Genomic DNA, 20,228 nt, shown 5'->3' on the forward strand with positions numbered 1-20,228 from the left:
CGCATGACTGAACGCAGCGCCCTGATGGAAGGTTTTGTGGTGGCCGGCCACGGGCGCCACTGCATGGTGGAAACCGCCGACGGGCAGCGCCGCATCTGCCATCCGCGGGGCAAGAAGAACCAGGCCGTGGTGGGCGACCGGGTGCTGTGGCAGGCCCCTCCCAAGGGTCAGGGCGAGGAAGGCACCATCGAAAAGGTGCTGGAGCGGCGCAACCTGTTCTACCGCCAGGACGAGATCCGCACCAAGTCCTTCGCCGCCAATCTCGACCAGATCCTGATCCTGATCGCAGCCGAACCGGTGTTCTCGGAAAGCCAGCTGGCCCGCGCATTGATCGCCGCAGAAGCAGCTGGCATCAAGCCCCTGATCGCGCTCAACAAGAGCGATCTGGTGGAGCCCTTTGCCCGCGCCTGGGAGCGCCTGCTGCCTTACCGCCACATGGGGGGCGGGCACCACTATGGCGTGCTGCCGCTGTCGTTGTCGATGTCGGGCGACGTGGACCGCGCCTTGCTCATGCAACACCTGCAGGGCAAGACCACGCTGGTGCTGGGTCCCTCGGGGTCAGGCAAGAGCACGCTGATCAACCAGCTGGTGCCGGGCGCCAGCGTGCTGACAGGCGAGATTTCACAGGCACTGAACTCGGGCAAGCACACCACCACCAGCACCAACTGGTACTGGGTGGACAGCGCCCGCACCACCGCCCTGATTGATTCGCCGGGTTTTCAGGAGTTCGGCCTGCAGCACATCGCTCCCATGCAGCTCGCATCCTGCATGCCCGACATCGCCGTCCACGCCACCGACTGCAAGTTCTACAACTGCAGCCATCTGCACGAACCGGGTTGCGGCGTGATTACAGCACTCGAAAAGGATGCCAGTGCAGAGGGAATCAGCGCAAATCGCTATAAAATTTATAGCGATTTATTCGCCGAATTGAGCCACACGCGCTACTGAATCACACCCCACACCTCGGCCACCTGGCCAGGGGACGGCCATCAGCCCAGCAAGCGCGCCAGGGTCAGCAGCGCCAGCAACAGCATCCACACCACCACCGAGCGCCAGACCAGGCCCACCACGCTGCGCAGATGCACCACCTCTGGCTCGCGACCGGGGGTGCTGTCGCTGTCGCCCATGTCGGCCTCGATTTCCAGCCCCTGGGGTGTCTTCGGATCGGCGCGGGCAGGCAGGGCCTCGCCGCCCAGCTGCACATTGATGGCGCCTGCGGTGGCGGCCAGCACCACGCCGTCGTTGTCACTGGGAAAGCGCTGCGCATGAAAACGCCAACCCTCGATGGCCTCCTCAAAACTGCCCACCACCGCAAAGCTCAAGGCCGTCATGCGCACGGGCAACCAGTCCACCAGGGTCCAGGCCTGGGCCGAGGCTTGCTGCAATGCCGCGCTGGCGGGCTGGACGCCAGTACGTTCCTTGTACTGCCAATAGCGCGAGACAAATTCTGCCAGCCGGTACAGCACCGCACCCGTGGGCCCCAGACCCAGCGCTGCCAGCACGGAAAACCACGCCAGCACGCCGAACACATGGCGGTGCGCCGACAGTACCGAATATTCGATCACATGGCGCACGATCTCGCTGCGCGGGAGCGCGCCGACATCCACCTGCTGCCAGTCGGCCAGGCGCTCGCGCGCCCGGTCTTCATCGCCCTCCTCCAGCGCATCGCGGATGCCGGTGAAATGGTGGCTGAACTGGCGAAAGCCCAGCGTGACATACAGCACCGCCACACTCCACACCACCGCAAACGGCCAGCCCAACCCCAGCAGCAGCAACCAGTGGACAGCCAGTGTGACCAGCGCCGGCACCAGCACGGCCAGGCTCCAGGCCACCCAGCCGTGGTGAGGCTTGCCCGCGTCGAAATTGCGGCAGACCGACAGAGCCCACGCGCGCAGTCCCGCGTGGATGGGGTTGGTGCGGGCCAGAGGGCGGGCCTGCTCGATCAGCAGAGCGAACAGGATGGCAAAGAAACTCATGGAGGGCAATGATACTGGGGCTGCGCGCCTTTGGATCATGCGGGCGCCGGCCCCTCCATCACGCCTGCATGAATCGATAGAAATTGCGCAGCATGCCGGCAGTAGCGCCCCAGATAAACCGGTTTTTGGTGCCATCCTGGTAAGGCATGGAGAACCATTCCCGGTGCACGCCTTGCCACTCGAAAACATGGCGCTGGTGATGGGCAGGATTGAGCAGGAACGCCAGCGGCACCTCGAACACATCCGCCACCTCGTAGGGGTTGGGATGCAGCACGCAGTCCGGTTGCACCAGCGCCACCACCGGCGTGATGATGAATGAGGAGCCGGTGACATAGGTGGGCAGCACGCCCAGCACCTCGACAAAGCGCCGCGCCAGCCCGACCTCTTCCTCGGCCTCGCGCAAAGCCGTGTCGGACGTGGAGACATCTTCTGGATCTGCCCGCCCACCCGGAAAGGCCACCTGGCCCGAATGGGTGGAAAGATGGGCCGTGCGCTCCGTCAGCAGCACCATGGGCTGTTCGCGCAGCACGATGGGCACCAGCACGGACGCGTGGGCCGGCTCGCGATGCATGAACTTCTTTTCCAGCACCACCTCGGGCGTCCATACAGGCGGGTGGGCAAAACGCGCCCGCAGGGCCTGCGGCGTCTGCGCCTGCACCGGCACTGCGGGCAGGTGCCCATCCACGCCCACCACCGGGACGGCACGCGGGTCGAAATCAGGCAGCGCCGAAAGCGACGCCGGGTTGGCCGATGGAACAGGGGCGGATGAGGGATTCACGACAAGCCTGGAACGCAGACCCAAGGGGGCCGCAAAAAACAAAAAGCCGCTACAGGCGATGCTGTAGCGGCTCCGGTCAGGGATGGCCTGTGCCTTATGCGGCGACGGGTGCAGCCACCTTGGCGCGCGAAGGCAGCTTTTCCTTGATACGTGCCGACTTGCCGCTGCGTTCACGCAGGTAGTACAGCTTGGCGCGGCGCACGTCGCCACGGCGCTTGACTTCAATGCCGGCGATCAGCGGGCTGTAGGTCTGGAACGTACGCTCCACGCCTTCGCCGCTGGAGATCTTGCGCACGGTGAAGCCGCTGTTCAGGCCGCGATTGCGCTTGGCAATCACCACGCCTTCGTAGGCCTGCACGCGCTTGCGCGTGCCTTCGACCACGTTCACGCTCACGATGACCGTGTCGCCAGGGGCGAACACGGGAATGGTCTTGTTCAAGCGGGCGATTTCTTCCGCTTCCAGGGTCTGGATCAGGTTCATTTGGGTATCCAACGATCTTGTCCGCGCCAAAAATGGCAGCGTCGGGATTGACGATTCAGGGTTTCGCGGCAGGCTTTGCAAGCAAAGCCACTGGGCAAAACGGCCGGCCAGAGGATCGAAAAGCCTTTGATTATAGCAATTCAACCCAGCTTGGCCAAGACCGCCTCATCGGCGGGCGCCAGGCGCCCTGCCTTGCGTGCGACATCGATCAGGTCGGGACGGTGCTTTGCCGTGGTGGCCAGGCGCTGATCACGGCGCCAGCGCTCAATCTGCGCGTGGTGCCCGGACATCAGCGGCGCGGGCACCGGGCGACCCTGCCATTCGTCGGGGCGGGTGTAGTGGGGGCAATCGAGCAGGCCGTCGAGCGCCGGGTTGAAACTGTCGAGCTGGTGGCTGCCCTCGTCATGGAGCACCCCTGGCTGCAGCCGCGCCACGGCATCGAGCAAGGCCATGGCCGCAATTTCACCGCCCGAGAGCACGAAGTCACCCAAACTCATCTGCAGATCGACATGGGCGTCGACGAAGCGCTGGTCGATCCCTTCATAACGCCCGCACAGCAACACAGCGCCAGCGCTGGCAGACCAGCGCTCCACCGCGGCATGGTTGAGCGATTCGCCGATGGGCGAAAAAAGCACCAGCGGCGCCTGGCCGTCTTGCGGCTCGCCACGCTCCGCCCGGATGGCTGCAAGGCACCGCGCCAGCGGCTCGGCCAGCATCACCATGCCCGGGCCGCCGCCAAACGGGCGGTCGTCCACGCGCCGGTAGTTGCCCTCGGCATGGTCGCGCGGGTTCCACAGATGCACATCGACCTGTCCGCTGGCATAGGCGCGGCGGGTCACGCCGCTCACCAGGAAAGGCGCAAACAGCTCGGGGAACAAGGTGATGATGTCAAAGCGCATGGTGCGCGGCGTGCCAGAGCGCAGGCCGGTCAGTAGTCAGGCTGCCAGTCGACCGTGATGCGCTTTTCGGGCAGATCCACCTTGTCGACAAACGCCGACACGAAGGGAATCATGCGCTCCCGGGCCTTGCCGTCCTGCTCGTAGGCCAGCACCAGCACGGTCTGCGGGCCGGTGGACATCAGCTCCTGCACCTGCCCCAGCGCCACGCCTTCACGGTTGAGGACCTGAAGGCCGATCAAGTCAACCCAGTAATACTCGTCCTGCGTGGTGGCGGGAAAGCTCGACCGCGGCACGAAGATGCGCGCACCCCGCAAGGCCTCTGCGGCATCGCGGTCATCGATGCCCTGCGCCCAGGCCACCACCGTGTCGGAATGGTCCTTGGCCTGGCGGATCGGCAACAGCACCGTGCCAGAAAACGTCTTGGCACCGCGCTCGGACGGCTGCAGATACCAGTGCTTGGCGGCAAACAGCGCCTCGGGCGTGGTGCTGTGCGACACCACCTTGAACCAGCCCTTGACGCCCCAGGCATCGGCAATGCGCCCGACCTCGACGGCATCGGCAGGGAGTACGGCGGATTCGAGCGACAGGGGTGCAGCCATGGTGTGTCTCGTGCAAAAAGAAAAGGGCGGGTTCCGCCGGGCAAGCCCACGGAACCCGCCCTTTTCGGGGAGCTTTAAGCAGCCTTCTTGGCGGCTTGCTTGATCAGGCGGTCCACCGTGGGCGAGGACTGGGCGCCCACGCTCTGCCAGTAGGTCAGGCGGTCTTGCACGATGCGCAGACCTTCTTCGGTTTCCTTGGCGGTGGGGTTGTAGAAGCCGATGCGCTCGATGAAGCGGCCATCACGGCGCACGCGCTTGTCGGCAACGACGATGTTGAAGAAAGGACGGCCCTTGGAGCCGCCGCGGGAGAGTCGAATGACGACCATGATTTATCCTTCGGGTGGTGAACTCCGGCAACATTTGCCCGGAGCCACAGTGTTCGCAACCATATTCGCAACGCTTGAGACACGCGACATGGCCACCCGGCCAGCGACACGCTGCAAAGCCCGCGATTATATCTATTTGTTCCCATGTCCACCATCCGCCCCAGCACAGACCGCGATATTCCCGCCATCACCGCCATTTACCAGCACCATGTGCTGCACGGCACAGGCACGTTCGAGATCGATCCCCCCTCCGAAGCCGACATGGCAGGCCGCCGCGCCGACGTGCTGGCCAAGGGCCTGCCCTGGCTGGTGGCCGAGAAAGAGGGCCAGGTGCTGGGCTTCGCCTACGCCAACTGGTTCAAACCACGCCCGGCCTACCGTTTCTCGGCCGAAGACTCCATTTACGTGGCCGACAGCGCGCGCGGCATGGGCGTGGGGCGCAAGCTGCTGGCCGCACTGGCGATGCAGGCCGAGGCCGCCGGCGTGCGCAAGCTGCTGGCCGTGATCGGCGATTCGGCCAACGCGGGTTCGATCGGATTGCACCGCGCGCTGGGCTTCACCGACGTGGGCGTCATGCGTTCGGTGGGCTGGAAGTTCGGCGCCTGGCGCGACATCGTGCTGATGGAAAAACCCCTGGGCGCGGGTGACACCACATCCCCGGAATAATGCCGCGCATGAACCATAACCCCCACGCTCCCCACTTCGTCTGCTCACTTCCCCCCGAGGGGGCCGCTTTTCATCTTGGGGCGGCCTGGCAATGAAAAACAAAACCGTGGCGGCCTGGCTCGCCTTCTTGGGGGGTCCTCTGGGCCTGCACCGCTTCTATCTGCATGGCCTCTCCGACATGCTCGGCTGGCTGCTGCCCATTCCCACCGCCCTGGGCCTGTACGGCATCCAGCGCGTGCAGGCGCTGGGGCAGGACGATCACACCAGCTGGATACTGATACCGCTGCTCGGATTCACCATTGCAGGCTGCGCACTCCAGGCCATTCTGTATGGCCTGACGCCCCCCGAGAAATGGAATGCCCGCTTCAATGCGGCGGCCGCGCCGGATGCGCCTGCCGGCCGCACCCGCTGGGCCACCATTTTTGCCATCGGACTGGCGCTGATGATAGGCACCACCGTGCTGATGGCCAGCCTGGCCTTCAGCTTTCAGCGCTATTTCGAGTACCAGATCGAGGAAGCACGCAAGATCTCGCAGTAAGCACCGATTTCAAGCAAAAAGAGCTGCCAGCGCCTGATTGGGAAGCGCTGGCAGCTCTTTTTTAATAGCGTTTGCGACCTCAGTACAACTGCAGGCTGACCCAGTAAGCCATGGCAGCAACGAACGCACTGGCCGGAATGGTCAACACCCAGGCCCAGATGATGTTGCCCGCCACACCCCAGCGCACCGCGCTGGCGCGCTGCGTGGAGCCCACGCCGACAATCGCCCCGGTGATGGTGTGAGTGGTGGACACCGGAATCCCCAGCGCGGTCGCCAGGAACAGGGTCAAGGCCCCGCCGGTTTCGGCACAGAAACCGCCCACGGGCTTGAGCTTGGTGATTTTCTGCCCCATCGTTTTCACGATGCGCCAGCCGCCGAACATGGTCCCGAGGCCGATGGCCAGGTAACAGCTCACGATGGTCCAGGTGGGCGGAGAGGCATCCGCAGCCGACGCATAGCCGGTGGCGATCAGCAGCAGCCAGATGATACCGATGGTCTTTTGCGCGTCATTGCCGCCATGCCCCAGGCTGTAGGCGCCGGCGGACACCAGCTGCAGGCGACGGAACCACTTGTCCACTTTATTGGGACGGGTGCGCCGGAACAACCACGCCACCAGCACCATCATCGCCGAGCCGAGCAGAAACCCCAGCAGCGGCGACACAAAAATGAAGGCCACCGTCTTGAGGATGCCTGCGGACACCAGCGAGCCCGCCCCCGCCTTGGCAATGACCGCGCCCACGATACCGCCGATCAGCGCATGCGACGAACTGCTGGGAATGCCGTAATACCAAGTGACCACGTTCCAGGTGATGGCGCCCACCAGCGCGCCGAACACTACATGGGTATCGACCACACCCGGCTGGACGATGCCCTTGCCCACCGTGGCCGCCACGCTCAGGTGGAAGACAAAAATGGCCACCACGTTGAAAAACGCGGCAAACAGCACGGCCTGGGCCGGCTTGAGCACACCGGTGGAGACCACCGTGGCAATCGAATTGGCGGCGTCATGGAACCCGTTCATGAAGTCGAACAGGATGGCCAGCGCCACGAGCAAGACCACAACCCACAGGGCCGTCTGTACGGTTTGCATGGTGATGGGCCCTGCGGATCAGGAGTTTTCGAGGACGATGCCCTCGATGCAATTGGCCACGTCCTCGCACTTGTCGGTGATGGTCTCCAGCAGCTCGTAGATGGCCTTGAGCTTGATCACCTCGCGCACATCCGGCTCTTCACGGAACAGCTTGCTCATGGCGCTGCGCATCACGCGATCGGCATCGCTTTCGAGCCGGTCGATCTCTTCGCAGGTCTTGAGGGCGGCTTCGGCCACGGCCGGGTCGGCAATCGTGCCAAGCAGCTTGACCGCATCGCGCAGGCGTTCGCAGCATTTCACGCTGAGGTCGGTGAGGCGCGTGATTTCCTCGGTCATGTGGTGCACGTCATACAGCGCCATGGTCTCGGCCGAGTCCTGGATCAGATCGGCCACGTCGTCCATGGTGTTGATGAGCGTGTGAATCTGCTCACGGTCAATGGGCGTGATGAAGGTCTTGTGGATCAGGCGATTGACGTCCTGGGTAACGCGGTCGGCGGCACGCTCGGCGTTGTCCACATCCTCGTTGTACTTGTCGCGCAGGTGCAGATCGCTGTAGTTGGCCACCAGTTGCGAAAAGGCCCTGGCGGCCTCGACGATGCGATCCGCATGCTGGTTGAACATCTCGAAAAAATTGCCTTCGCGCGGCAACAGCTTGCCAAACAGCATGAGGGGGAGCTCCTGGTGCGGAATCGGAATAAAAAACGGTCATATACCGCCTGTTCATGACAGGCGAGTGACCTATTTGTGACTTTGAAAACCCGCGAAGTTTAACCGCCCGCCGCTTCTCGCCGGGCGCCCACCTCGCACCCAAGCGGCGCGAAGCGCCCCCAATCACCCGCTGCGGAAGATGAAATACACCGCGCCGACCATGCACAGACCTGCCCAAAGGTAGTCCCACTTGAGGGGCTGGTCGAGATAGAACACCGCAAACGGCACAAACACCGACAGCGTGATGACCTCTTGCAGGATCTTGAGCTGCCCCACATTGAACTGGGTGTAGCCAATGCGGTTGGCAGGCACCTGCAGCAGGTACTCGAACAGCGCAATGCCCCAGCTGACCAGCGCAGCCACGTACCAGGGCGATGTCGCCAGGTTCTTCAGGTGGCCATACCAGGCAAAGGTCATGAAGACGTTGCTGGCCACCAGCAACACGATGGTTTGCAGGCTGACGGGAAGCGATTGCAGAGAGTTCATGGACACCATGCCACAGAGCAGCCAACACGAAAACACAAGCCAGATATGGTTTTATCCCTTGCCGGATAAACGCCACGAGCTATCCATCGTGGAATATTCCACACCCGGCACAGGATCAACAAAAAAGGCACTGCAGCCAGTGCAGTGCCTTTGGAATAACGCCTGCACCCGCAGGCACCACGCTCACTCGCCCAGATAGGCGGCGCGCACGCGCGGGTCGCTCAGCAGTTCCTGGCCGGGGCCGGTCATGGTGATGAGGCCCGACTCCATGACGTAGCCACGGTCGGCAATGGCGAGGGCCCGGCTGGCGTTCTGCTCCACCAGCAAGATGGTCACTCCCAGGGCGTACACGTCGCGCACCACCTCGAAGATCTTGTCCACCATGATGGGCGACAGGCCCATGGAGGGCTCGTCGAGCAGCAGCACCTTGGGCTGGCTCATCAGCGCCCGGCCCATGGCCAGCATCTGCTGCTCACCACCGCTCATGGTGCCGGCCAGCTGGTCCTTGCGCTCACGCAGGCGCGGGAAGATGGAGAACATCTTCTCGATATCGGCCGCGATGCCCGCCTTGTCGTTGCGGATGTAGGCGCCCATCTGCAGGTTTTCGGTGATGGTCATGCGCGCAAACACGCCGCGGCCTTCCGGCACCATGACCAGGCCCTTCTTCACCAGGTCCCAGGCGCCCTTGCCCCTGATGCTCTCGCCCAGGTATTCGATGTCGCCATCGTTGATGGGCAACGTGCCGGTAATGGCCTTCATGGTGGTGGTCTTGCCGGCGCCATTCGACCCGATCAGCGACACCAGTTCGCCCTCACGCACTTCGAAGTCCACGCCCTTGACGGCCTGGATACCGCCGTAGGCCACCTTCAGGCCCTTGACCTGCAGCAGTACCTTGTTGGATTTTTCGGCCATTCTCAATGTCCTCCGGTGCCCAGATAGGCCTCAATCACTTTTTCGTTCTTCTGCACTTCGGCCGGGTTGCCCTCGGCGATCTGCTTGCCGTAATCGAGCACCGTCACGCGGTCGCACAGGCCCATCACCAGCTTCACATCGTGCTCGATCAGCAAGATGGTGCGGTTGTCGTTGCGGATGCGGTCGATCAGCTCGCGCAGCTGCACCTTCTCGGTGGCGTTCATGCCGGCGGCGGGCTCATCGAGCGCAATCAGCTGCGGGTCGGTGGCAAGCGCACGGGCAATCTCCAGGCGGCGCTGGTCGCCATACGACAGCGTGCGCGCCTTGTAGTCGGCGAACTTGCCGATGCCCACGTAGTCCAGCAGTTCCTGGGCACGCTTGGCAATCGCGGCTTCTTCTTCCTTGAAGCCCTTGGTGCGCAGCACCGCGCCCAGCAGGCCGGACTTGGTGCGAATGTGGCGGCCCACCATCACGTTCTCCAGGGCCGTCATTTCGGCGAACAGGCGAATGTTCTGGAAGGTGCGGGCGATGCCAGCCTTGGCCACTTCGTGCACGGCCGTGGGCTCGTAGGGCTTGCCGGCCAGCTCGAAGCTGCCGCTGTCGGGCGTGTACAGGCCGGTGATCACGTTGAAGAACGTGGTCTTGCCCGCGCCGTTGGGGCCGATCAGGCCATAGACCTGGCCGCGCTGGATGGTGATGCCCACGTCGGACAGGGCCTGCAGGCCGCCGAAACGCTTGGAAATGCCGGCGACCTTCAGCACCACATCATTGGATTTCTCTGTCATTGCGAACTTTCGGTGGAGTGCTTCAGGTCTTTTGCGTCAGGCTCTTGCCGTGCTCGGGCGTTGGCCACAGGCCGCGGGGGCGCAGCAGCATGATGATGATCATGGCCAGGGCAATCAGCAGCTGGCGCAGGATGGCGGAGTCGATGCGGCCGTCGGTCATGGCCTGCAGCGGGCCGGCCACGTAGCGCAGGACCTCGGGCAGGGCCGACAGCAGCACGGCGCCCAGGATCACGCCGGGGATGTGGCCAATACCGCCCAGCACCACCATGGCGACGATCATGACCGACTCCATCAGGCTGAACGACTCGGGCGACACGAAGCCCTGGAAGGCTCCGAACATGGAACCCGCCACACCACCAAACGAGGCGCCCATGCCAAAGGCGAGCAGCTTCATGTTGCGGGTGTTGATGCCCATGGCCTTGGCGGCAATTTCGTCTTCGCGGATCGCCATCCAGGCACGACCGATGCGCGAGTCCTGCAGGCGGTAGCAAATCACCACGCTGACGACCACCAGTACCAGGAACAGGTAGTAGTAGAGCGTGACGGAGTTGATGTCAAAGCCGAACAATTCGAGCCGCTTGCCCAGATCCAGTCCGAAGATCTTGACCGAGTCGATCTGGCCCATGCCCTTGGGGCCGTTGGTCAGGTTGACGGGATGGTCCAGGTTGTTCAGGAAGATGCGGATGATTTCACCGAAGCCCAGGGTCACGATGGCCAGGTAATCGCCGCGCAGCTTGAGCGTGGGCGCCCCGAGCAAGGCGCCGAAGAACGCCGCCACCAGCGCCGCCAGCGGTATCACCAGCCACAGCGAGGTGTGCAACCCGTTCGGGAACATGGCGGCAAACGCCGCGAAATTGTCTGCCAGGTGCGGCGACGCCATCAGGGCAAACAGGTAGGCACCCACGGCGTAGAACGCCACATAGCCCAGGTCGAGCAGGCCGGCGTAGCCCACCACGATGTTCAGGCCCAGCGCCAGCAGCACATACAGCAGGGCCAGGTCGGCAATGCGCACCCAGGCGTTGCCGAAGGATTGCAGGATCAGTGGCAGCACCAGCAGCGCCACGGCGCCGATGATCCAGTTGGTTTTGGTGTTCTTCATGGCAATAGGTCCTCAGGCGCGGTCGGCCACGCGTTCACCCAGCAGGCCCGAGGGGCGCAGCGTCAGGATGATGATGAGCACGATGAACGCAAAGATGTCGGTGTAGTGGCTGCCCAGCAGGCCGCCCGTGAGCGCGCCGATGTAGCCCGAGCCGATGGCCTCGATCAGGCCCAGCAGGATGCCGCCCACCACGGCACCGGCCAGGTTGCCGATGCCGCCGAACACCGCCGCCGTGAAGGCCTTGAGTCCCGGCAGGAAACCCATGGTGTGCTGCGCCGTGCCGTAGTTGGATGCATACATGATGCCGGCGATGGCCGCCAGAACGGCACCGATGATGAAGGTGGCCGAGATCACCATGTCAGGCTTCACGCCCATGAGCGAAGCCACACGGGGGTTTTCTGCCGTGGCGCGCATGGCACGGCCTAATTTGGTGTAGTTCACCAGGTACATCAGCGCAGCCAGGGCCACCACGGTCACGCCCAGAATCAGGATCTGGGTGGAGGTGATGACGGCCCCGCCCACCTGGAACGGCGTGGCCGGCAGCAAAGTGGGATAGGACTTGTAATTGGGCTTCCAGATGATCATGGCCAGCGTCTGCAGCAGGATCGACATGCCGATGGCCGTGATCAGCGGCGCCAGACGCGGGCTGCTGCGCAGCGGTTTGTAGGCCACCTTCTCGATCGTGAAATTGAGCGCGGCGGCCACCACGCAGGCAATGATGGTGGCCAGCAGCAGAATGAGCCAGCCCGGTGCTCCCGGCATGGCCTCCTGCATGAGTCCGATACAGCTCCAACTGGTGAGAGCGCCGACCATGAGCACTTCGCCATGGGCAAAATTGATCAGCTGAATAATGCCGTACACCATGGTGTAGCCCAAGGCTATCAAGGCGTACATGCTGCCGAGAACCAGACCGTTGATGATCTGCTGCAGCAAAATGTCCATAAGAGAAGTCCTTCGTTTGTGACGTACCCACCGCTTTGGCACCGAAATCGGTACAGCCTTGTGGGCCCGACTGCCATGTAGCAAAAAACCCGCCAGGAATGCAGCTGTGCGGGTTTGAGGACGCGATTGTAGCGAGTAGTTTTCGGCCGTCCGGGCCTTGTCTGGCGGGGTTTTCCCTTGGGTTTGGGATCCATCAGCCGGGGACGCAACGCATAAGAAAGATTGATGGATCTATCTCAAAAACGGAGTAAATGGATTGCCGGCGGCAGGCCGGGCCGGACGCACCGCTCGGCGGCCCGGTCGGTACTGTGACTCAGGGGTTTTCCGGGTCCGCGCTGGCAGCCGCATTGCGCACCCGCAGGTCCCGCAGCTTTTGCGCGATCTTGATTTCCAGGCCCCGCTCCACCGGCTGATAGAAGCCCGGTTCCGCCATGCCTTCGGGCAGGTAACGTTCGCCAGCGGCAAAACCGCCCTCCTCGTCATGGGCGTAGCGGTAACCCTTGCCGTAGTCGAGCGCCTTCATGAGCTGGGTGGGCGCATTGCGCAGGTGCATGGGCACGGGGCGCGTACCGTCTTGCTTCACATGGGCGCGCGCGGCGTTGTAGGCCTTGTACACGGCGTTCGATTTGGGCGCCACGGCGAGGTAGATCACGCACTCGGCCAGCGCCAGCTCGCCCTCCGGGCTGCCCAGGCGCTCGTACACCTCGCTGGCGTCGAGCGCCAGGCGCAGCGCGCGCGGGTCGGCCAGGCCCACATCCTCGGCCGCCATGCGCACCAGGCGGCGCGCCATGTAGCGCGGATCGGCGCCGCCGTCGAGCATGCGCACCAGCCAGTACAGCGCGGCGTCGGGGTCGGAGCCGCGCACCGACTTGTGCAGCGCGCTGATGGTGTCGTAGAACTGCTCTCCGCCCTTGTCGTAGCGGCGCATGCGCTCGCCCAGCACGCGGACCACCCAGGCGTCGGTGATCTCGGCCAGCTGCTCCTGGGCGGCCGCCATGGACAGCGTCTCCAGCGTGTTGAGCAGGCGGCGGGCATCGCCATCGGCGTAGGCCACCAGCCGTTCGATTGCTTCGTTTTCAATAGCTGGAAGCGCTTGCTCCTTCTGCGCCAGAGCCACAATTTTTTTCAAATCCGCGATGGACAGCGGTTGCAGCACATACACCGCCGCACGCGACAGCAGGGCCGAGTTGACCTCGAACGAAGGGTTCTCGGTGGTGGCGCCGATGAAGGTGAACAGCCCGCTCTCGACATGCGGCAAAAACGCGTCCTGCTGGCTCTTGTTGAAGCGGTGCACCTCATCCACAAAGACGATGGTGCGCTGCTGCATGAGGCCGCCCTTGGCCGCCTCGGCACGCTCCACCGCCTCGCGGATGTCCTTGACCCCGCCCAGCACGGCACTGATGCTGATGAACTGCGCATCGAACGCGTCGGCCATCAGGCGCGCAATGGTCGTCTTGCCCACACCGGGCGGGCCCCAGAGGATGCAGCTGTGCGGCCGGCCCGACTCGAACGCCAGGCGCAGCGGCATGCCCGGCCCCAGCACATGCTGCTGGCCGATGACTTCGGAGAGCTGGTGCGGGCGCAGGCGCTCGGCCAGGGGCTGGTGGGAGACGGCGGGCGGTTTCACGTTCGGCGAGGGGGCTGACTTCAATGGTAGCCGGCATTCCGGCCAATGACCGCCGGCTTCTAGAATGACCCGCATCGCGTCCGCAGCCCCTGGAGGATTTCCATGCCCGTGCGCATCGTTCAACTCGGCAGCCCTCGTGCCCCCGGCGAGGGCACCCGCATCGGCACCGTGCGCCGCCCGCCGCGCGGTGTGCCCAAGGAGCAGTTCGCGGCGCAGGACTGGTACGACGTCTGGTACCCCAACCTGGCACCGAGCCCCGAAACCGTCAAGCAGGCCCAGGCCGCCACCACGCCCCAGGAATGGGCGGCCTTCGCGCGCAAGTACCGCGCCGAGATGGCCACGCCCGAGAACCGCCACACCCTGGCGCTCCTGGCCCGGATGTCGCAGGACGCGAACTTCTCGGTCGGTTGCTACTGCGAGGACGAGGCCCACTGCCATCGCTCGGTATTGCGCCAACTGCTGGCCGAGGCCGGAGCACGGATATCCAATCCCCCCTGAGCCGCTTCGCGCCTTCCCCCCAGGGGGACGCCGCCAGCGCGGCGGGGCGGCCCTTGCGCGGCGTCTGCTGGCCTGGGCCACGCCGGTTTCGTATGCAGCGCCGCGCCATGAGTCACTGAGATGCACCCAAAAGACCAAGAACCGCTCGACGCCCTGCTCGCCCGCGTGCGCGCCTGCCACCTCTGCGCGGGGCACCTGCCGCTCGGGCCGCGCCCGGTGCTGCAGGCGCATGCAGATGCACGCATCCTCATCGCGGGCCAGGCGCCGGGCCGCAAGGTGCATGCCTCGGGCGTGCCTTTCGACGACGCCAGCGGTGAACGCCTGCGCCTATGGATGGGCATCTCGCGCGAGACCTTCTACGACCCGCGCCAGGTAGCGATACTGCCCATGGGTTTTTGCTACCCTGGCCGGGGCACATCGGGCGACCTGCCGCCGCGCCCCGAATGCGCACCGGCCTGGCGCCAACCGCTGCTGGACCGTCTGCCGCAGGTGCGGCTCACTCTCGCGATCGGCCTGTACGCCCTGGCCTGGCACCTGCCCGCCCGCAAGGGCCAGCCGCTGGCGGAGGCAGTACAGGGCACCTGCGCACGGCCGGATGCGCCCGTCCTGGCCCTGCCCCATCCGAGCCCGCGCAACAATGGCTGGCTCAAGCGCCACCCGTGGTTCGAGATCGCGCTGCAGCCCCTGGTACGGGCACGCGTGGCGGCCGTGCTGGCCACTCAGGACGAAAAACGACTCTAGCGGTTGATAAATAAGCGCCAGAAGCTCTCAAAACAAAAGCGTTTACTGCTTGAGCACATCCGCCCCTGCTGGCGGCTTGAACTGGAAGGTGCCCGGCGGCAGCGCGGCATTGGTCTGCATGCCCGTGAAGCGGATGGCTGAACGCTGGCCAAAGCTGTCCAGGATGTCGAGCGCGGCCAGTTGCTCGCCCGAAAAACCCACGCGCACGCTCTGCAACTGGCCGTCCTTGGCCTTGGGGCGGGCCAGCACCCATTGCAGGCCATCCTGGTCAGGGGCCGCTTCGAGCGTGAACTCGGCCTTCAGCGCCGACAGGTCGGGCGCCGAGGCCACCAGGGCCGCGGGCGTGCTGCCCAGGGCCTGGGCCTGGGTGCGCTGTGTCACCTGGTTCAGGTCGGCGTCGTACAACCACAGCGTCTGCCCATCAGCCACGATGGTCTGCTCAAAAGGCTTCTTGTAGATGAACTTGAAGCGCCCCGGCCGCTGGAACTCGAAGCTGCCGCTGCTGGTTTTGGTGCGCGCGGCCTGGCCGTCCTTCGGGGGCGAGGTGACGACCTGGGTGAAATCGGCGCGACCCGTCTGGCTGCCCTTCATGAAGGACTCCAGGCTTTTCAGGCCGTCAGCGCTTGCCAGTTGTGCACCAGTAGCTATCAAGAAAGTAGCAATCAATTTCTTCAACGGAAACTCCTGTCAGGGTGCAGAAAGCCCGTTCGCGGTCACTCGCTGCGGGTCGGGACCAGCACTTCGCGCTGGCCGCTGGTGGTCAGTCCGCTCACCAGGCCGGCCTTTTCCATGTCTTCGAGCAGCCGCGCCGAACGGTTGTAGCCAATGCGCAGCTTGCGCTGCACGTAGGAGATGCTGGCCTTGCGGTCCTTGAGCACCACTTCGACGGCCTGGTCGTACATGGGGTCTTTCTCGCCCCCATCGCCGCCGCCGTCCCCTGACAGATCACCGTCGCCGTCCACAGTTCCGCCTTCGAGCACGCCATCGATGTAGTCCGGCTCCCCTTGTTGCTTGAGGTAACTGACGACACGGTGCACTTCCTCGTCCGATACGAAGGCCCCATGCACACGGATCGGCAGGCCCGTGCCGCTGGCCATGTAAAGCATGTCACCCATGCCCAGCAGGGCTTCGGCGCCCATCTGGTCGAGGATGGTGCGGCTGTCGATCTTGGAGCCTACCGAGAACGCGATGCGGGTGGGAATATTGGCCTTGATCAGGCCGGTGATCACATCCACGCTGGGGCGCTGCGTGGCCAGGATCAGGTGGATGCCGGCGGCGCGCGCCTTTTGCGCCAGGCGGGCGATCAGCTCTTCGATCTTCTTGCCCACCACCATCATCAGGTCGGCCAGCTCGTCAATGATGACCACGATGTGCGGCAGGCGCTGCAGCGGCTCGGGCTCCTCGGGCGTGAGGCTGAAAGGGTTGTAGATGAACTCCTCGCGCGCCATGGCCTCGTCGATCTTGGTGTTGTAACCGGCCAGGTTGCGCACACCCAGCTTGCTCATGAGCTTGTAGCGGCGCTCCATCTCGCCCACGCACCAGTTCAGGCCGTGCGCGGCCTGCTTCATGTCGGTGACCACGGGAGCCAGCAGGTGCGGGATACCTTCGTAGACCGACATTTCCAGCATCTTGGGGTCGATCATCAAGAGGCGCACATCGCGCGCCTCGGCCTTGTACAAAAGCGAAAGGATCATCGCGTTGATCCCCACCGACTTGCCCGAGCCCGTGGTACCGGCCACCAGCACGTGTGGCATCTTGGCCAGGTCGGCCACCACCGGGTTGCCCACGATGTCCTTGCCCAGGCCCATGGTGAGCATGCTCTTGGCCTCGTGGTAGACCTGCGAGCCCAGGATTTCGGACAGGCGGATGGATTGGCGCTTGGCGTTGGGCAGCTCCAGCGCCATGTAGTTCTTGCCCGGGATGGTCTCCACCACGCGGATCGAGACCAGGCTGAGGGAGCGCGCCAGGTCCTTGGCCAGGCCGACGATCTGCGAACCTTTCACGCCGGTGGCGGGCTCGATCTCGTAACGCGTGATCACGGGGCCGGGCATGGCCGCGACCACGCGCACTTCCACGCCGAAGTCCTTGAGCTTCTTCTCGATGAGGCGGCTGGTCATCTCCAGCGTCTCGGGCGCCACGGTTTCCTGGCGCTGCAATGCGCTGTCGAGCAGATCCACCAGCGGCAGCTTGCTGTCGGGCATTTCGGTGAACAGGGGTTTTTGCCGCTCTTTCACCACGCGGGCGCTCTGCGGCACATCCACCAGCACCGGCTCGATGATCTGCACCGGCTGCGGGTGATGTTCTTCGCTTTCGGTGCGTTCCTCCAGCACCACCACCGCGCGCTCACGCGCAGCCTTGCGGCCCACGGCCACATCCTTGGCCACTTCGCGCTGGGCGCGGCGCGACTGAACCAGGGCATCAATCCGCGCACCCAGCACCTCGGCCACATGCCCCCAGGAAAAGCGGAACACCAGCGCCACCCCCAGCACCAGCAGCACGATGCCCAGCAGGCCCGAGCCGGTAAAGCCCAGCCATTTCACGCTGGCAGGCCCCACAAGGTAGCCCAGCACGCCACCGGCATGCCCCGGCAGCAAGGCTTCGAGCCGGTACAGGCGCGACCATTCGAGCGCGGTGCTGGCGCCCATCAGCACCACCAGCCCGCCCCAGAACAAGGAACGCCGCACGACGGGACTGACGGCGCCCGCGGCTGCTTCGCCACCACGCATCCACCGCGCCAGCGAGGCAATCCAGGCACGCCCCCCTGCCGCCACACACCACCACACCGAAAATCCCAGTGCGAAATAGCTGCCATCGGCCAGCCAGGCACCAAAACGCCCTGCCCAGTTGGCCACCAGTGGGTCGCCGCGCGTGCCCGAAGTGGACCAGGCAGCGTCCTGTGCGGAATAGCTGACCAGGGCCAGCAGCCAGAAAACCAGCGCCAAAAGGCCCACGACCAGGCCTATTTCGTGGCCAAAGCGGGCCGCACCGGTGCGAGGCGCAGACTTGGCCGAAGAAGATGCATTCAGGGTATTGAGGGAGTAGGTCATAAGCGTGCCGGACAAGCTTACCCCATGCACGGCGGGGCTTGCCCCACCCCCCGCCGCCACGCTGCCACACCGCCACGCACGCTCACACTCTGTAACGCAAGTGACGCTATCTTGCTGTTTTGCCGCGACCACATGGCAGCCAGGACCCCGTCCCCCTTGATCCGGCAAGCAGTATCATCAGGGCTTTTCCATGGGTTCTTACAATCGCGCTGATTGATAAGGCGTCACCAGAAAAAGCCGCGCGCGGTGGATACTTCATGGCTGATTCCGCATTTTTTCAACAGCAGCTGCCTTGAGGCAACTGCACCACACAGGTTTTGTCCATGTCCTCCACCCAACACGCGAAAGTTCTGATCCTCGGCTCCGGCCCTGCAGGCTACACGGCGGCCGTCTATGCGGCACGCGCCAACCTGAACCCGGTGCTCATCACCGGCATCGCGCAGGGCGGCCAGCTCATGACCACCACCGAGGTGGACAACTGGCCCGCCGATGTGCACGGCGTGCAGGGCCCCGACCTGATGCAGCGCTTTCTGGAGCACGCCGAGCGCTTCAAGACGCAGATCATCTTTGACCACATCAACAAGGTCGATTTCAGCCAGCGCCCCTTCACGCTCACGGGCGACAGCGGCACCTACACCTGCGACTCGCTGATCATCGCCACCGGCGCATCGGCCAAATACCTGGGCCTGCCCTCGGAAGAGGCCTTCATGGGCAAGGGCGTGTCAGGCTGCGCCACCTGCGACGGTTTCTTTTACCGTGACCAGGACGTGTGCGTGGTGGGCGGCGGCAACACGGCCGTGGAAGAAGCCCTGTACCTGTCCAACATCGCCCGCAAGGTGACGCTGGTGCACCGGCGCGACAAGTTCAAGGCCGAGCCCATCCTCGTGGACAAGCTCAACGAGAAAGTGGCGGCCGGCAAGATCGAACTCAAGGTGTTCCACACCCTGGACCAGGTGCTGGGTGACAACACCGGCGTGACAGGCATCCGCATCAAGAGCACGCTCGACGGCAGCACCCAGGACATCGCACTGCAGGGCTGCTTCATTGCCATCGGCCACGCGCCCAACACCGAGATCTTCCAGGGCCAGCTGACCATGGAAAACGGCTATATCGTCACGCAGGGCGGGCTCAAGGGCTTTGCCACCCAGACCAGCGTGCCCGGCATCTTTGCCGCGGGCGACGTGCAGGACCATGTCTACCGCCAGGCCATCACCAGCGCCGGCACGGGTTGCATGGCGGCACTCGATGCCCAGCGCTTCCTGGAACAGGAAGCTTGACGAGGCGAAGGCCCCCACGCTCCGCCGCCGCGCGGGCCGCTGCCCCCGGGGGCTTTTTTGTCTTGGGGCGGCCCGGCGACAAAAACTGGGCATCAGGCTATAATCTGCGGCTTTGCTGAATTCGGCCCGCTTTGCGGCACCCCGAAACAGCAAATCGGGTTACCGCCACCCTTTCTGGCGAGGTGAGGCCGCAAGCCATCCTGGGCAAACAAACAGCCCAGGGCTCAGCGAACGGCCGTTTATCAGTATCGGAGTGTCCTCATGGCACGCGTCTGCGACGTAACGGGCAAGAAGCCCATGACGGGGAACAATGTTTCCCACGCCAACAACAAAACCAAGCGCCGGTTCCTGCCGAACCTGCAATACCGCCGTTTCTGGGTCGAGACCGAAAACCGCTGGGTGCGCCTGCGTGTTTCGAGCGCTGCCCTGCGTTTGATCGACAAGAACGGTATCGACTCGGTGCTCGCAGACCTGCGTGCCCGTGGCCAGGCTTAAGGAGTAGCACCATGGCAAGCAAAGGCGGACGCGACAAGATCAAGCTGGAATCCACTGCGGGTACCGGCCACTTCTACACCACGACCAAGAACAAGAAGACCATGCCCGAGAAGATGCTGATCATGAAATTTGATCCCAAGGCTCGCAAGCATGTGGAATACAAGGAAATGAAGCTGAAGTAATCCAGCCTCAGGTCTTTCGGAAAAACCGCCCCGCCGCAAGGTTGGGCGGTTTTTTCATGCCCGCAGGCGGGTGCAG

At 64.2% G+C, this 20,228-nt stretch carries 24 protein-coding genes; 8 read left to right on the forward strand and 16 right to left on the reverse strand.

Features of this window, described 5'->3' with window-relative positions; all coding sequences use genetic code 11:
• Positions 1 to 3 precede the first annotated feature (3 nt).
• Complete coding sequence (rsgA, locus tag BLW02_RS04460) at positions 4 to 948, forward strand: ribosome small subunit-dependent GTPase A (RefSeq protein ID WP_092697197.1); 945 nt, start codon at positions 4 to 6, stop codon at positions 946 to 948.
• 41 nt (positions 949 to 989) lie between these two features.
• On the opposite strand, the gene BLW02_RS04465 is transcribed toward rsgA, so the two are convergent.
• The 6 genes from BLW02_RS04465 to rpsP all read right to left on the reverse strand — a co-directional run bounded on the left by BLW02_RS04465 (position 990) and on the right by rpsP (position 5,059).
• Positions 990 to 1,976, reverse strand: a complete 987-nt coding sequence (locus BLW02_RS04465; RefSeq protein WP_092697198.1) for a CobD/CbiB family protein — start codon at positions 1,974 to 1,976, stop codon at positions 990 to 992.
• A 58-nt stretch (positions 1,977 to 2,034) separates the two neighbouring features.
• Positions 2,035 to 2,754, reverse strand: a complete 720-nt coding sequence (locus BLW02_RS04470) for a CoA pyrophosphatase (protein ID WP_026435873.1) — start codon at positions 2,752 to 2,754, stop codon at positions 2,035 to 2,037.
• Between the two features lie 94 nt (positions 2,755 to 2,848).
• A complete protein-coding gene (rplS, locus tag BLW02_RS04475; RefSeq protein WP_026435872.1) occupies positions 2,849 to 3,235 on the reverse strand; it encodes a 50S ribosomal protein L19 in 387 nt (128 codons plus the stop codon).
• A gap of 140 nt (positions 3,236 to 3,375) precedes the next feature.
• Entirely contained in the window at positions 3,376 to 4,134 is a 759-nt protein-coding gene (gene trmD / locus BLW02_RS04480; RefSeq protein WP_092697199.1) for a tRNA (guanosine(37)-N1)-methyltransferase TrmD, read from the reverse strand.
• 29 nt (positions 4,135 to 4,163) lie between these two features.
• Positions 4,164 to 4,733, reverse strand: coding sequence for a ribosome maturation factor RimM (rimM, locus tag BLW02_RS04485; protein ID WP_092697200.1), 570 nt, complete (start codon positions 4,731 to 4,733; stop codon positions 4,164 to 4,166).
• Between the two features lie 74 nt (positions 4,734 to 4,807).
• Positions 4,808 to 5,059, reverse strand: a complete 252-nt coding sequence (gene rpsP, locus BLW02_RS04490) for a 30S ribosomal protein S16 (RefSeq protein ID WP_010463504.1) — start codon at positions 5,057 to 5,059, stop codon at positions 4,808 to 4,810.
• Positions 5,060 to 5,203: 144 nt separating this feature from the next.
• Here rpsP and BLW02_RS04495 point away from each other — a divergent pair, with 144 nt between their 5' ends.
• Entirely contained in the window at positions 5,204 to 5,725 is a 522-nt protein-coding gene (locus tag BLW02_RS04495; protein ID WP_092697201.1) for a GNAT family N-acetyltransferase, read from the forward strand.
• A gap of 91 nt (positions 5,726 to 5,816) precedes the next feature.
• Positions 5,817 to 6,263, forward strand: coding sequence for a TM2 domain-containing protein (locus BLW02_RS04500; protein ID WP_092697202.1), 447 nt, complete (start codon positions 5,817 to 5,819; stop codon positions 6,261 to 6,263).
• 79 nt (positions 6,264 to 6,342) lie between these two features.
• Here the strand turns inward: BLW02_RS04500 and BLW02_RS04505 are convergent, their stop codons facing one another.
• The 8 genes from BLW02_RS04505 to BLW02_RS04540 form a co-directional block, all read right to left on the reverse strand.
• Positions 6,343 to 7,353 (reverse strand): inorganic phosphate transporter, encoded by a 1,011-nt coding sequence (locus BLW02_RS04505; protein ID WP_026435867.1) that lies wholly within the window; start codon positions 7,351 to 7,353, stop codon positions 6,343 to 6,345.
• Between the two features lie 18 nt (positions 7,354 to 7,371).
• Entirely contained in the window at positions 7,372 to 8,019 is a 648-nt protein-coding gene (locus BLW02_RS04510) for a DUF47 domain-containing protein (RefSeq protein ID WP_026435866.1), read from the reverse strand.
• A 165-nt stretch (positions 8,020 to 8,184) separates the two neighbouring features.
• On the reverse strand, positions 8,185 to 8,547 hold the full coding sequence (locus BLW02_RS04515; RefSeq protein WP_026435865.1) for a DMT family protein: 363 nt from the start codon (positions 8,545 to 8,547) through the stop codon (positions 8,185 to 8,187).
• 183 nt (positions 8,548 to 8,730) lie between these two features.
• On the reverse strand, positions 8,731 to 9,459 hold the full coding sequence (locus tag BLW02_RS04520; RefSeq protein ID WP_026435864.1) for an ABC transporter ATP-binding protein: 729 nt from the start codon (positions 9,457 to 9,459) through the stop codon (positions 8,731 to 8,733).
• Between the two features lie 2 nt (positions 9,460 to 9,461).
• Complete coding sequence (locus BLW02_RS04525) at positions 9,462 to 10,244, reverse strand: ABC transporter ATP-binding protein (protein WP_092697203.1); 783 nt, start codon at positions 10,242 to 10,244, stop codon at positions 9,462 to 9,464.
• A 22-nt stretch (positions 10,245 to 10,266) separates the two neighbouring features.
• Complete coding sequence (locus BLW02_RS04530; protein WP_026435862.1) at positions 10,267 to 11,343, reverse strand: ABC transporter permease subunit; 1,077 nt, start codon at positions 11,341 to 11,343, stop codon at positions 10,267 to 10,269.
• 12 nt (positions 11,344 to 11,355) lie between these two features.
• On the reverse strand, positions 11,356 to 12,285 hold the full coding sequence (locus tag BLW02_RS04535) for a branched-chain amino acid ABC transporter permease (RefSeq protein WP_026435861.1): 930 nt from the start codon (positions 12,283 to 12,285) through the stop codon (positions 11,356 to 11,358).
• 313 nt (positions 12,286 to 12,598) lie between these two features.
• The gene (locus BLW02_RS04540) at positions 12,599 to 13,912 is read right to left on the reverse strand and encodes a replication-associated recombination protein A (RefSeq protein WP_092697204.1); all 1,314 of its coding nucleotides are present in this window, start codon (positions 13,910 to 13,912) and stop codon (positions 12,599 to 12,601) included.
• Between the two features lie 102 nt (positions 13,913 to 14,014).
• Between BLW02_RS04540 and BLW02_RS04545 the strand changes: the two genes are divergently transcribed.
• Positions 14,015 to 14,410 (forward strand): DUF488 domain-containing protein, encoded by a 396-nt coding sequence (locus tag BLW02_RS04545; protein ID WP_092697205.1) that lies wholly within the window; start codon positions 14,015 to 14,017, stop codon positions 14,408 to 14,410.
• A 120-nt stretch (positions 14,411 to 14,530) separates the two neighbouring features.
• A complete protein-coding gene (locus tag BLW02_RS04550; protein WP_092697206.1) occupies positions 14,531 to 15,151 on the forward strand; it encodes a uracil-DNA glycosylase family protein in 621 nt (206 codons plus the stop codon).
• A 42-nt stretch (positions 15,152 to 15,193) separates the two neighbouring features.
• Here the strand turns inward: BLW02_RS04550 and lolA are convergent, their stop codons facing one another.
• Together lolA and BLW02_RS04560 are read right to left on the reverse strand one after the other, a co-directional pair.
• On the reverse strand, positions 15,194 to 15,826 hold the full coding sequence (gene lolA, locus BLW02_RS04555) for an outer membrane lipoprotein periplasmic chaperone LolA (protein ID WP_026435857.1): 633 nt from the start codon (positions 15,824 to 15,826) through the stop codon (positions 15,194 to 15,196).
• Between the two features lie 38 nt (positions 15,827 to 15,864).
• Positions 15,865 to 18,198: a DNA translocase FtsK gene (locus BLW02_RS04560; protein WP_092697207.1), complete on the reverse strand. Its 2,334-nt coding sequence runs from the start codon at positions 18,196 to 18,198 to the stop codon at positions 15,865 to 15,867.
• A gap of 323 nt (positions 18,199 to 18,521) precedes the next feature.
• On the opposite strand from BLW02_RS04560, the gene trxB reads away from it, so the two are divergent.
• From trxB to rpmG, 3 genes are all read left to right on the forward strand, one after another.
• Entirely contained in the window at positions 18,522 to 19,475 is a 954-nt protein-coding gene (trxB, locus tag BLW02_RS04565) for a thioredoxin-disulfide reductase (RefSeq protein WP_026435855.1), read from the forward strand.
• 261 nt (positions 19,476 to 19,736) lie between these two features.
• The gene (gene rpmB, locus BLW02_RS04570; RefSeq protein ID WP_010463481.1) at positions 19,737 to 19,970 is read left to right on the forward strand and encodes a 50S ribosomal protein L28; all 234 of its coding nucleotides are present in this window, start codon (positions 19,737 to 19,739) and stop codon (positions 19,968 to 19,970) included.
• A gap of 11 nt (positions 19,971 to 19,981) precedes the next feature.
• Complete coding sequence (gene rpmG, locus BLW02_RS04575; protein WP_008904999.1) at positions 19,982 to 20,152, forward strand: 50S ribosomal protein L33; 171 nt, start codon at positions 19,982 to 19,984, stop codon at positions 20,150 to 20,152.
• Positions 20,153 to 20,228: the final 76 nt, after the last annotated feature.

The organism is Acidovorax soli (genome assembly GCF_900107605.1).
Classification (GTDB): Bacteria; Pseudomonadota; Gammaproteobacteria; order Burkholderiales; family Burkholderiaceae_C; genus Acidovorax; species Acidovorax soli.

Excerpts from the sequence above, each read along its gene's own strand:
- rsgA (WP_092697197.1), top strand. The coding sequence starts at position 4 with ATGACTGAACGCAGCGCCCTGATGGAAGGTTTTGTGGTGGCCGGCCAC.
- BLW02_RS04465 (WP_092697198.1), bottom strand. The coding sequence starts at position 1,976 with ATGAGTTTCTTTGCCATCCTGTTCGCTCTGCTGATCGAGCAGGCCCGC.
- rplS (WP_026435872.1), bottom strand. The coding sequence starts at position 3,235 with ATGAACCTGATCCAGACCCTGGAAGCGGAAGAAATCGCCCGCTTGAAC.
- trmD (WP_092697199.1), bottom strand. The coding sequence starts at position 4,134 with ATGCGCTTTGACATCATCACCTTGTTCCCCGAGCTGTTTGCGCCTTTC.
- rimM (WP_092697200.1), bottom strand. The coding sequence starts at position 4,733 with ATGGCTGCACCCCTGTCGCTCGAATCCGCCGTACTCCCTGCCGATGCC.
- rpsP (WP_010463504.1), bottom strand. The coding sequence starts at position 5,059 with ATGGTCGTCATTCGACTCTCCCGCGGCGGCTCCAAGGGCCGTCCTTTC.
- BLW02_RS04495 (WP_092697201.1), top strand. The coding sequence starts at position 5,204 with ATGTCCACCATCCGCCCCAGCACAGACCGCGATATTCCCGCCATCACC.
- BLW02_RS04500 (WP_092697202.1), top strand. The coding sequence starts at position 5,817 with ATGAAAAACAAAACCGTGGCGGCCTGGCTCGCCTTCTTGGGGGGTCCT.
- BLW02_RS04505 (WP_026435867.1), bottom strand. The coding sequence starts at position 7,353 with ATGCAAACCGTACAGACGGCCCTGTGGGTTGTGGTCTTGCTCGTGGCG.
- BLW02_RS04510 (WP_026435866.1), bottom strand. The coding sequence starts at position 8,019 with ATGCTGTTTGGCAAGCTGTTGCCGCGCGAAGGCAATTTTTTCGAGATG.
- BLW02_RS04515 (WP_026435865.1), bottom strand. The coding sequence starts at position 8,547 with ATGAACTCTCTGCAATCGCTTCCCGTCAGCCTGCAAACCATCGTGTTG.
- BLW02_RS04520 (WP_026435864.1), bottom strand. The coding sequence starts at position 9,459 with ATGGCCGAAAAATCCAACAAGGTACTGCTGCAGGTCAAGGGCCTGAAG.
- BLW02_RS04525 (WP_092697203.1), bottom strand. The coding sequence starts at position 10,244 with ATGACAGAGAAATCCAATGATGTGGTGCTGAAGGTCGCCGGCATTTCC.
- BLW02_RS04530 (WP_026435862.1), bottom strand. The coding sequence starts at position 11,343 with ATGAAGAACACCAAAACCAACTGGATCATCGGCGCCGTGGCGCTGCTG.
- BLW02_RS04535 (WP_026435861.1), bottom strand. The coding sequence starts at position 12,285 with ATGGACATTTTGCTGCAGCAGATCATCAACGGTCTGGTTCTCGGCAGC.
- BLW02_RS04545 (WP_092697205.1), top strand. The coding sequence starts at position 14,015 with ATGCCCGTGCGCATCGTTCAACTCGGCAGCCCTCGTGCCCCCGGCGAG.
- BLW02_RS04550 (WP_092697206.1), top strand. The coding sequence starts at position 14,531 with ATGCACCCAAAAGACCAAGAACCGCTCGACGCCCTGCTCGCCCGCGTG.
- BLW02_RS04560 (WP_092697207.1), bottom strand. The coding sequence starts at position 18,198 with ATGACCTACTCCCTCAATACCCTGAATGCATCTTCTTCGGCCAAGTCT.
- trxB (WP_026435855.1), top strand. The coding sequence starts at position 18,522 with ATGTCCTCCACCCAACACGCGAAAGTTCTGATCCTCGGCTCCGGCCCT.
- rpmB (WP_010463481.1), top strand. The coding sequence starts at position 19,737 with ATGGCACGCGTCTGCGACGTAACGGGCAAGAAGCCCATGACGGGGAAC.
- rpmG (WP_008904999.1), top strand. The coding sequence starts at position 19,982 with ATGGCAAGCAAAGGCGGACGCGACAAGATCAAGCTGGAATCCACTGCG.